Annotated in this window: 10 protein-coding genes and 1 pseudogene; 6 read left to right on the plus strand and 5 right to left on the minus strand. The window is 40.5% G+C overall.

The window, feature by feature from the left end; translation table 11 throughout:
• Positions 1 to 215: 215 nt before the first annotated feature.
• From VB654_RS04485 to VB654_RS04495, 3 genes are all read left to right on the plus strand, one after another.
• Positions 216 to 1,250, plus strand: a complete 1,035-nt coding sequence (locus VB654_RS04485) for an NYN domain-containing protein (RefSeq protein WP_323212285.1) — start codon at positions 216 to 218, stop codon at positions 1,248 to 1,250.
• 181 nt (positions 1,251 to 1,431) lie between these two features.
• Positions 1,432 to 2,472, plus strand: a complete 1,041-nt coding sequence (gene hppD, locus VB654_RS04490) for a 4-hydroxyphenylpyruvate dioxygenase (RefSeq protein ID WP_323212287.1) — start codon at positions 1,432 to 1,434, stop codon at positions 2,470 to 2,472.
• Positions 2,473 to 2,512: 40 nt separating this feature from the next.
• The gene (locus tag VB654_RS04495; protein WP_323212289.1) at positions 2,513 to 3,193 is read left to right on the plus strand and encodes an HAD family hydrolase; all 681 of its coding nucleotides are present in this window, start codon (positions 2,513 to 2,515) and stop codon (positions 3,191 to 3,193) included.
• 203 nt (positions 3,194 to 3,396) lie between these two features.
• On the opposite strand, the gene VB654_RS04500 is transcribed toward VB654_RS04495, so the two are convergent.
• Entirely contained in the window at positions 3,397 to 4,023 is a 627-nt protein-coding gene (locus tag VB654_RS04500; protein WP_323212291.1) for a CPP1-like family protein, read from the minus strand.
• Between the two features lie 793 nt (positions 4,024 to 4,816).
• Here VB654_RS04500 and VB654_RS04505 point away from each other — a divergent pair.
• Positions 4,817 to 5,536 (plus strand): response regulator transcription factor, encoded by a 720-nt coding sequence (locus tag VB654_RS04505; RefSeq protein WP_323212292.1) that lies wholly within the window; start codon positions 4,817 to 4,819, stop codon positions 5,534 to 5,536.
• Between the two features lie 256 nt (positions 5,537 to 5,792).
• Here the strand turns inward: VB654_RS04505 and VB654_RS04510 are convergent, their stop codons facing one another.
• The 3 genes and pseudogenes from VB654_RS04510 to VB654_RS04520 all read right to left on the minus strand — a co-directional run bounded on the left by VB654_RS04510 (position 5,793) and on the right by VB654_RS04520 (position 7,427).
• Entirely contained in the window at positions 5,793 to 5,990 is a 198-nt protein-coding gene (locus VB654_RS04510; RefSeq protein WP_323212293.1) for a DUF2811 domain-containing protein, read from the minus strand.
• 495 nt (positions 5,991 to 6,485) lie between these two features.
• Positions 6,486 to 7,136 (minus strand): bifunctional phosphoribosyl-AMP cyclohydrolase/phosphoribosyl-ATP diphosphatase HisIE, encoded by a 651-nt coding sequence (gene hisIE / locus VB654_RS04515; protein ID WP_323212494.1) that lies wholly within the window; start codon positions 7,134 to 7,136, stop codon positions 6,486 to 6,488.
• A 102-nt stretch (positions 7,137 to 7,238) separates the two neighbouring features.
• Positions 7,239 to 7,427: pseudogene (locus VB654_RS04520) on the minus strand (cation transport regulator ChaB).
• 107 nt (positions 7,428 to 7,534) lie between these two features.
• On the opposite strand from VB654_RS04520, the gene hemL reads away from it, so the two are divergent.
• Positions 7,535 to 8,833 carry a glutamate-1-semialdehyde 2,1-aminomutase gene (gene hemL, locus VB654_RS04525; RefSeq protein ID WP_323212295.1) on the plus strand — a complete coding sequence of 433 codons (1,299 nt, stop codon included), beginning with the start codon at positions 7,535 to 7,537 and terminating at the stop codon, positions 8,831 to 8,833.
• A gap of 170 nt (positions 8,834 to 9,003) precedes the next feature.
• Here the strand turns inward: hemL and VB654_RS04530 are convergent, their stop codons facing one another.
• Complete coding sequence (locus VB654_RS04530; RefSeq protein WP_323212297.1) at positions 9,004 to 9,165, minus strand: metallothionein; 162 nt, start codon at positions 9,163 to 9,165, stop codon at positions 9,004 to 9,006.
• Positions 9,166 to 9,569: 404 nt separating this feature from the next.
• On the opposite strand from VB654_RS04530, the gene VB654_RS04535 reads away from it, so the two are divergent.
• Positions 9,570 to 11,174 carry a serine/threonine-protein kinase gene (locus VB654_RS04535; protein ID WP_323212298.1) on the plus strand — a complete coding sequence of 535 codons (1,605 nt, stop codon included), beginning with the start codon at positions 9,570 to 9,572 and terminating at the stop codon, positions 11,172 to 11,174.
• Positions 11,175 to 11,187 lie beyond the last annotated feature (13 nt).

An 11,187-nucleotide genomic window follows, 5' to 3' on the forward strand; every position in this document is an offset into this window, starting at 1 on the left:
AAGGTCAATTACCGAAGTTTTTACTGGAAACAATCTGAATCAAACAAAAAAATCAGTAATTTGGCGGATAATGCTACACTGATACCAATGATTAAAGAATACTTGGGGCTGGTTGTAGTGCCAATTTTTTTACTTCGCCAGTCTTTCATAATTTAGAAGTAACAATTCATAAATCAATCGCAGCGTTAAATCTCATTGAATTCAAGAATCAAGATATGTTTGAGCCTCTAAAAAGCTCTTTTTCTCCTCCAGCGATCGCTATTTTATTGCTAGATGCAGAAAATTTACAACTCGACACTAAAATGGAACAGTTTTTAACAACAGTTTCCACCTATCCCCTGCAAGTCAAAATTGCCTTTGCTAATTGGTCTAAAATGGGTAAACGAGATGAAGAGTTACATCAGCGTGGATACGAACTAATTCACGTTCCTGTCGGTAAGGATAATGCTGATGGTAAAATGATTGCGCTGGGTTCCTCAGTTCATGAACGTTATGCTAATGCTAAGGAAGTTATAGTTTGTTCGTCAGATAAAGTGATGACTAATCTGTGCAACCATCTTCAGCAAAATGGACTAATAGTTTATCAAGCTATTAAAAAAGAAGAAATCCTGATAGTATTGAATAGCGCTACAGGAAAACCCATCACACAATTTCCCAATTTTACTCCTGAGATTCCCACAATTGAAGTTTTTATTCAACAAATTAAACAGTTAATCCAAGCAGAACAAAAACAAAATAAAATTTATTGGGTTAAACTTTCTGTTCTTTCTAAAATTTATAAAACTAAATATAATTTGACTATAACTCAAGTAGTTTCTCAGCATTTACCTGGTAAAAAAGCGAGAGATATTTTTACTAACTATCCGGTTGATTTTGCGGTTCACCAAGTTAATGTAACTTCGGAATTATACATAACACTATTTCAAATTAATCAGTCACCACCAATAAATAGTACAGAAAATACTTTATTAAGTAGTCAGAATAAATCTTCCTTATTATCTAGTATTAATTCCGCAGCCGATTTAGAAAAAGCACTCAAGGCTATTCTCCAGGAGTTAACGATAAAATCTCCTGCAAGCTACATTGATATTAGCCTGTTGGGTACTGGATTTAATCAGCGCTATGGTCAACCGATAACTGAGCAAATTAAATCTTTAAATTTGAATGGTAATTTTCTAAAATTTTTACAGTCGTGTAAATCTTTTAACCTGAAGAAAAACGGGAAATCATGGCAAGTCGCTTTACGTTAAATTCTCATTCTCTCCCTACTGAATATAGTAGACGCAATGAATTAAGTCTCTACAAACACAAAGAATCAATTTACCATAGACAAGGAAATGCTATATATGATTAATACAGAAAAACTTGATAATCTAGCAAAAAAGTAAAAATTATAGATAGTTAAGCTGTTGGGCTGGATTCTCAGGATTTATGAAGATAGATCACGTTCATTTCTATGTCGAAGATGCCAAAATCTGGCGGGATTGGTTTGTACACCACCTTGGGTTTACAGCAGTAGATAGTAGCATCAGTTCGGTTCACACTTGTACGGAAGTAGTGAGCAATGGTATCGTTTGTTTTTTGCTGTCTTCAGCTTTATTACCAACGAGTCCGGTGACGGCGTTTCTGTGCCAACATCCACCAGGTGTAGCAGATGTCGCTTTTGTGATGGAAGATGTGGAAGGAGCGATCGCACTCGCTAAAATACACGGAGCTACTGTTATCCAACCCATGCAGTTAAAGCAGTTTGGTAATGTCTTCCGTAGGTGTGGCAAAATTGCCGCTTGGGGTGGGTTGTCTCATACGTTGATTGAAAGTTCAGGAATGACAACGGATGATGCACCACAAACAACAGATCATACTTTTAGTGGTATAGATCACATAGTGCTAAATGTAGCGGTGGGTGAGTTAGATTCGGCTGTTGCTTGGTACGAAAAAATTCTCAATTTTCAACCCCAGCAGAGTTTTAAAATTCAAACCGACCGTTCAGCTTTATATAGCCAAGTCATGGTTTCCCGTAACGGTGGCGTACAATTACCGATTAATGAGCCAGCTTCTCCCAATTCCCAAATACAAGAGTTTCTGGATGTGAATCGGGGGTCAGGAATTCAACACATTGCTTTAGGGACTCCTAATTTAATTAGTGCGATCGCGCAATTTCGCGCCCGTGGTTTATCTTTACTCTCGGTTCCCCAAACTTACTACACACAAATTCAACAGCGCCCAGGATTCCCTCTCTCAGTGCTGGAACTTGAGGCGATCGCTCAACAAGAAATTTTGGTGGACTGGAAAGAAAATGCTGAAGATGCAGTCTTACTACAAATTTTTACTCAGCCGATTTTTGGACAACCGACTTTTTTCTTTGAATTTATTGAACGACGTTATCAAGCTAAAGGTTTTGGGGAAGGTAATTTTCGGGCTTTATTTGAGGCCATTGAAAGTGAGCAAATTAAACGGGGTACTTTGCAATAACCAATGAGATAATTGTCATAAAAGTTCACAAATTCCGCCGATGCTAAGACTAATCACGGACTTCGACGGTCCGATTATGGATGTCTCTGAACGTTATTACCGTGTTTATCAATTTTGTTTGGAGAAAATCCGCTATCCCGAACAATCTGTACAACAACTTAACAAAGCTGAATTTTGGCAATTCAAGCGATCGCGTGTCCCAGAAAGGCAAATTGCCTTAAACTCTGGTTTAGATGCGACACAAGCCCAAGAATTTGCCCAGTTGCGGCGAAAAACAGTACACACAGATACTTATTTTCAGCATGATAGCCTCATTCCCGGTGCTGTAGAGGCACTGTTAAAAGTTCAACAGGCGGGAATTGATTTGGCTGTGATGACAATGCGTCGGGTGAAGGAATTAGATTATGCTGTAAAAAAATACGACTTGGGCAATTTTTTCCCCGAAAATCGCTGTTATTGCTTGGAAAACGACTATGTTAAAACCAGTGACATTGAAGATAAGCCCTTGTTGATGGAACGGGCATTAGCAGAACTTCCCAAAGCATCTGATACTTGGATGGTTGGGGATACAGAAGCAGATATTACGGCGGCGAAAAAACACGGTATTAAGGTGATGGCTGTAGAGTCTGGGATTCGCGATCGCACTCAATTAGAAATTTACCAGCCTGACTTAATTGTTCAGGATTTGAGTACAGCTGTCAAACTTATCCTCCAATCTTAACAAGTCCAAAGGAGCCAATAGTGGCTGGTCTTCACCAAAGGGATAGACAAACGGCAAAACCAAGTCATCTATCACCATTCGACAGCGACCGAATTTAAATATGCTGCCAAACCAGTGTAGGGACAATTAATTAATCAATTGTCCCTATATTCTTTGGCATCAGATGTCTATTGATCAATCCACAATCCCAAAAATACATCGGCTTAACGCAGAAAACTACTAATTATCCACAACAATATAAATGTCAACACTGTAGAGAATTGCTCAGACGTTAGCTGTCCCAGGTTAATTTGCGGCAAGAGCCAGCCAGCAAGTAGCCCCCCAGCAATTAAACCAACAATTAAACCAACCAGCGTCAATAAAACTGCTCTACCAAACTTACCTTCCTTGCGTTTGAGGAAATAAATACTAATTCCTACACCAACGACTAAAGCCAACTGTAAAACCTGATTGCCTACGGATTGAGTAAATACACTAATGGTACTTAAACCCAAATACCAAGCTCCAGGTAACAGTATATCTTTAGGCGCGGGTTGGTCGATTATTCTTTGCAGCCATGCAGGGGACTGCTCGCGAGGTGTCGGACTTTCTTTTGAAGGCAATTGCACTCGCAATTCTGGAAACCTGATCCGTTCAGGGACTTTAATTTTACCTTCCTGGCGCATCCGTAGACGATCCATTAAGATCGCATCATAAGCTACTTCAATCAGCTCTAAACTCTTGGCATCGCCATTATATTGCTCCAATTGGCGATTACGAGCATCCTGAATTTCATCGAAGCTAGCATCTTCTGACACCCCAAGTTTCTCGTAGGGATTTTGATCGCTCATGGGAGTTTATACTTTCTTTAGCCTTAGTCAGCAGCAGTTTTTTGCTTTTTGGAAAAACAACTTTAGGTTTTATCTTGATTCAAACCAACGTATGAACCCATTTTTATGCCCTACTAAGGATAGTAGCATGGGTTAGTTGGATTGACTTGGAATTTTTAACTACGTTAACTTTAACATATTGCCATAACACCTTGTATACCGTCATGTCTTTGGCTAATGAGCGATTTACTCTATAATTTTTACTAGGAATGCCTAAAACGCATTTTTCAGGAAAAAATTAACATTTGGCAATTTTAGAGTGTGTTGAGGAAATTTTTCATAATGAAACCTCACAATAGCTAGTACAGCATGGAGTCAATAAACAGACCATTCAGAATCAATAAAAAGCCTAGAGGATAAGACTTTTGACTTTTGACTTTTGACTTTTGACTTCCGCCTTGCGGTACTAGTGGTATGTATCCACAGATAGATTTAAAATTAAAAAGTTTTAAATCCCCACTTAATTGGGAAAATAAAATCTACAAGGTGACTGCACTGCTATGGCGAATGTCGAGAATATCAATCTAGTACACATCAAACTTGAGAATTACAACACCCGTACTTAAGTATATGGTGACTAGCAAAATCTTCTGATTTTCATTTTCCAGAATTCTGATTACACTATTATTTTGGATAATCAGGAAATGCATTCCTTACCCTTGTAGAGTCTTAAATAACCCCCAAAGTGGAAATTGCGTTTTTACGCAATCCTCTTTCTTGTTAATCTTACGAATTTTTGTGCAAAGTGATGGTCATGGCTCCCGCCAAGATTCTTGTAGTTGATGACGACCCTGCGGTCCGAAATTTAATCCAACGCTTTTTGATTAAGCAAACCTATCAGGTGGAGGCTGCTGAGGATGGTAAAACAGCCTTGGCTCTATTTGAGCAATTTAACCCGGATTTGGTGATTTTAGATGTAAATTTACCAGATGTCACTGGGTTTAATCTCTGCCAGGAAATGCAAAGTCGTAATGGTGTTTTTGTTTTGATGCTGACTAGCCGCGCCGACGAAGCCGACAAGATTCGCGGCTTTGCTAAAGGTGCTGATGACTATCTCACCAAGCCATTTGGACTAGGAGAGTTAGAAGTTAGAGTAGCGGCAATTTTAAGACGACAGCGGGTTGTGACTACCGCTGAACAAAAACGTCTAGTATTTGAAAAGCTAATGATTGACCCAGCACGACGAGAAGTCGCACTTAACAACCAAGCAATACCCTTAACTGCTCTAGAATTTGACTTGTTGCATTTTTTAGCGAGCCATCCGGGTAGAGTCTGGCGACGTGCCGAATTGATTCAAGAGGTTTGGGATTATGAATATGTTGGCGACCAACGGGTTGTAGATGTACACATCGGTCAAATTCGCAAGAAGATTGAAATCGATGCTAGCCAACCAGCACTAATTCAAACTGTACGTGGCGTAGGGTATAAGTTTGAATGCCCCACGCATTCCCAGCCGTTGGAAACTCATTCTTGAGTGTATAGTCTCTAATCTAGAGTTTTTTATGAGCAACTCTTGATTAAGTAACTACGTAGATAGGCACGATTAAACTTTGTTAAGGAATAAAAATTAACACTCCCCACGGATAAATCCGGGGGATTCTAGTTTGAAGGTTCTTATTTGCCTTTGCAGGTCTGACGACCAATATGGTCATACTTGGAAATATTTTTGCCCAGCGACTTACCAGTGTGTTGGGTTTCTGGCTGATTAGCGCAGGGCATTTATATTTAATTTAACAGTTATAAAACAACGTTTCTAAATATACACGGGCAGCGCGGCGATCGCTCTCGCCATTTTGGAGTAAAAACAGAGACAAGGCAGCTGTCAGCACGCGATTTTGATCCCAATCAGGGTGTGCTTCTAAGTAATTTTCAAGGGATTCATGTAGTGTTTCGGGAATTTCTGTAAAGATACTAACTGTTGTGTTCATGAGTTTTTCCTTCTGTGAAGTCCATCAAGAGAGACAAGTTACTTGGAATGATGCGAATTGCTTTATATAGTCCTGCCCTGACCTGAAAATCTACACTAGCGTCTCTTAGTGATTTTTGGCGTTAATGGTTGAACAGACTATACAAGCCAGTCGCATCATTGTGCGCCAAGAGGGGGTGGGTTTGTCAATGCTGCGAAATGTTAAAACTAGTGGTATAAAAAACAAATCTTAACGCAATAATCAGCATTGTCACCCACTTTCTGTTACGCAACTTAATAAAAACTCAGTGCTAGAGATTCTTGACTATTCTTAATCAACAATCCCCAGTAAAACGGCAACAGCCTATTAGCTCGTCAAACATCTGTGGAAAACTACTAAAATTCCTGTGGAAACCCTGTGGAATGAGTGAGGAAAAATCTAGGTAATGATAAGAATTACAAAATCATTAGTCATGAGGAAAGTTACCCTCTTCTCCCTCCCTGCTCTTCTGCCTTCTTAGCGGCGACGTTCTTGTAACTTGCGATAGACTGACTTTAAATCGACTTGATGATGAGCTAAAGCAACCAGCGTGTGATAGAGTAAATCCGCCACTTCACCCGCGATCGCCTCCTCCTCGTCATCCTTAAACGCCATGACTACCTCAGCACTTTCCTCGCCGATTTTCTTTAAAATTTTGTTATCGCCACCGGCAAATAACTTACAGGTATAAGAAGTATCTACGGGATGGTCACGGCGATCGCATATCACCTGAAATACTTGAGATAATGTATCCCCTGGTGGGGCAACAATTGTCCCTTCTACTTGATGAAAACAACTGCGTTCCCCCGTGTGACAAGCAATATCTCCTAGCTGCTCCACTCCAATCAGCAGCGCATCACTATCACAGTCATAACGAACGCTTTGCACTTTTTGAATATGTCCAGAAGTTGCTCCCTTATGCCATAACTCCTGGCGAGAGCGACTCCAAAACCAAGTTTCTCCAGTTTCTAAAGTCTTTGTTAAAGATTCCTGGCTCATCCACGCCATCATTAAAACAGAGCCATCCAAATAATCTTGGATAATTGTCGGCACTAAACCCCGTTCATCGTAGCAAATCTGATCAACAGGAATGGACTGTGGTAGTGAATGCGGATCAGTAGAAAACATACCAGCTAATTTGTTCTGATGAAACATTATTGATGGATTCACGATACCATTCTGAATAGAGCATCTGGTATGCTTATTTAAAATTGCACTTGCCCATCCAGCTTAAACAAAAGCATTCCTACTTGTAGCAAACTGCATCTTTACAGCACTTAAGGCTAATTGGTGAGCTTTATAAGCTTCACCATCACAATGGATTGCTCAGTTAAAAACAGCCCGGCAAAGATCCTGATAAGCCTCAGATAACTTAGTGCGAATCTCTAAAGGCAAGTCTTCATTGGACTTGCATAACATATTGTTATTTTTCTGGTTGGAATAACTCTATAAGGTAAAATTTCTAAACAGTTTTTCACCCTATCCTAAGATAGAGCTTTTTATTTTCCACTATTTAGGAGAGAACTTTGGTAAATACCACGATTAAAACCACAAAATCACAAGAAATCTTTGCCGCCGCCCAAAATCTCATGCCGGGAGGAGTGAATTCTCCAGTTCGCGCCTTCAAATCGGTTGGCGGACAACCCATCGTTTTTGATCGAGTTAAAGACGCATACATTTGGGATGTAGATGGCAACCAATATATTGATTATGTTGGCACTTGGGGGCCTGCTATTTGTGGGCATACCCATCCAGAAGTAATTGCAGCACTTCATGAAGCCTTAGAAAAAGGCACTAGTTTTGGCGCTCCTTCATTACTGGAAAATGTGCTGGCAGAAATGGTAATTGATGCTGTTCCTAGCATTGAAATGGTGAGATTTGTGAATTCCGGCACTGAAGCTTGTATGGCAGTGCTGCGGTTAATGCGAGCTTTCACAAACCGAGAGAAAATCATTAAGTTTGAAGGCTGCTATCATGGTCATGCCGATACATTCTTAGTGAAGGCTGGTTCTGGTGTGGCTACACTTGGTCTGCCCGATTCGCCAGGCGTTCCTAAATCATCAACCATTACTACCCTCACAGCTCCTTACAATGATTTGGAAGCAGTGAAAGCCTTATTTGAACAAAACCGCGACGAAATCGCCGGGGTAATTTTAGAGCCAGTAGTTGGCAATGCTGGATTCATTACTCCCGATGCTGGTTTTCTCGAAGGTTTACGAGAACTTACCCATGAACATGGGGCTTTGCTAGTCTTTGACGAAGTGATGACAGGTTTCCGGATTGCCTACGGTGGCGCTCAGGAAAAATTTGGTGTGACACCAGACCTAACAACCTTGGGCAAGGTAATTGGTGGTGGCTTGCCAGTAGGAGCTTATGGTGGTCGTCGAGATATTATGTCAATGATTGCTCCTGCCGGCCCTGTGTATCAAGCGGGAACGCTTTCAGGTAATCCTTTAGCAATGACGGCTGGGATTAAAACCCTGGAATTGTTACAAAGACCTGGTACTTATGAGTATCTTGATAAAATTACTCAGAAATTAGCAGATGGCTTAGTAAAGATTGCCCAAGAAACTGGTCATCCAGTTTGCGGTGGTCAAATTAGCGCTATGTTTGGCTTATTCTTCACCTCTGGGCCAGTGCATAACTACGAAGATGCCAAAAAGTCAGATATGGCTAAATTTGGTCGTTTTCATAGAGGTATGTTAGAGCGTGGTGTTTATTTAGCGCCTTCTCAGTTTGAAGCTGGTTTTACCTCTTTGGCTCACACTGAAGCCGATATCGAGCAAACTTTAGCCGTTGCACGAGAAGTGTTGTCTAGTCTATAAGTGCTGAATGAATGCTTTAAAACCATGCGAGCATAGCTGTGCTTAGAGTCATAGCAGGGCATTGAGCCAGTGCTGAGTGCTGGGTAGAGAAATAATTCAGATTTATTCAACTCTATAGCACCGTAGGTGCTATTTTTACTCAGCCCTCAACACTCAGCCCTCAACACTCTTTAGCAACCACAACCATTATGGTTACAGCCTTTGATTGTTTCATGACCCTCCGCACAGCCTTCAGAACAATAGTATTTACCCTCTTTATTGATAGCATTCTCCAGCGAAATGATACATAAGCAATTGGGACAAGCGCATTTCATTTGGGTGACAGTAGGCATATTTTTTCCCCTAAATTAATCTTGGAACAATTATTATCATAGCATATATGAACATATATTCAAGCATGAGTTAGTTACTAGTATTTCTGAGGAGACAAAGCAAGGGAAAAAAATTAATCTAATTTCCTAATATCCAGTATAATTATTAACAAACCTACAAAAATTGAAAGTTAGAAGATTTAGATATTGGATTTCTTAGAAAAAATAGCCTGGACACTATTTGAGAGTGTAAGTATAATAAGTGTTACTTGTTTTGATGTGTGTTTTACGTAATTTTGAGTTAACTCTTAGAAACTCGTTAAAGAATTTCCCACATCATCTAGCAAGATAAAATGATCCGTCTTAACAATTTAAAAAAGAGTGTAACGCTTCTAATCATTATTCGTGCAGCGAGTTGACAATGCATGAGCTATTGCTTAAATCCTACCTGTCCCAATCCAACAAATGCAGCGCATGACCAGATATGCCAGTCGTGTGGTTCGCGACTATTATTGCGCGATCGCTATCGGGTGGTCAAACCGTTAGGTCAAGGTGGCTTTGGCGCAACATTCTTAGCTCATGATCATGCTTTACCAGGAGAACCAAGTTGTGTAATTAAGCAACTACGCCCTTCAGGAACCGCACCACACATTTTACAAATGGCGCGAGAGTTATTTGAGCGAGAAGCTAAAACCCTGGGCAAAATCGGCAATCATCCTCAAGTACCAAGACTACTTGACTATTTTGAAGAGCAAGAACAATTTTATTTAATCCAAGAATATATTAGTGGTTCGACACTGCAACAAGAGGTCAAACTGAATGGAATCTTTAGCGAAGCCGGAGTCAAACAGTTTTTGAGCGAGACTTTGCCGTTGTTGCAATACATCCACGAGCAAAAGGTAATTCACCGAGACATCAAGCCAGCCAATTTAATTCGCCGGACTCAAGATGCCAGAATGGTGCTGATTGACTTTGGCGCTGTTAAAAATCAAGTTAGCCAAGCGGCACTAAATCAATCAGGACAGACAGCATTAACTGCTTATGCCATTGGTACTCCCGGTTTCGCACCTCCAGAGCAAATGGCTATGCGTCCTGTCTACGCTAGTGATATTTACGCGCTGGGTGTTACCTGTATTTATCTACTAAGTGCCAAAACTCCTAAAGATTTAGACTACAATCCCAAAACAGGCGAGATGATGTGGGAGCATCTAGTGCAAGTGAGTGATCATCTCACCTCTGTTCTGGGAAAAATGCTAGATGTGTCAGTCCGTAATCGCTACCAGTCAGCAGAAGAGGTACTTAGAGCTTTAGATATAGAACCTTATTTGGAAAGTTTAGCTCAAGGTTTGCTGGTTAAATCTGATCCTAATGTTAAAGAGCCAACATATAACCGAGTAGAAAATTCTGCTATTTTGTCCAGCGATCCTTCTAGTGGTGTTATGGGTTTAGGAGGCAATAAAGCACAAATAGCGGCAGCAATTCGAGCAAGACGAGCTAAAAATGGAGAAGCAGGGGGAATACGTCAGGGGTCTTCGGCAGGCAAATCAACATCGGTAACTAACAATAAAAATATTAATTCACACAGAAACAATTCTCAAGGACGTAAGTTAAATACCCAAAGTTTACTCACAGCCTATCACAAGGGTAGACGGGACTTTTCTCTACACAATTTCAGTTTTATGAAATTGCCGGGTGCTGACTTATCCGAGACAAACTTTCATTCTACTCAATTCCAAGGTACTAATCTTCAAGGTGCTAATCTTCACAACAGTGACTTTGGCAGAGCTAGTCTTACTAGAGCAAATCTGAGAGATGCTAATATCAGCAAAGCCTACTTTAACCATGCTGATTTAGAAGGAGCCGACCTGCGAGGTGCAGACCTCACGGAAGCCTATCTCAGTAATGCCAATCTCCGAGGAGCTAATCTGTGTGGTGCTAATCTCACTGGTGCAAAGGTTTCTGATGAGCAATTAGCCTTAGCAAAAACCAATTGGATGACAATTCGCCCCAATGGTAAACGAGGTTTTTAAAAGTGCTGAGTCA

The sequence above is a fragment of the Nodularia sp. UHCC 0506 genome, assembly GCF_034931045.1.
Lineage (GTDB): Bacteria > Cyanobacteriota > Cyanobacteriia > Cyanobacteriales > Nostocaceae > Nodularia.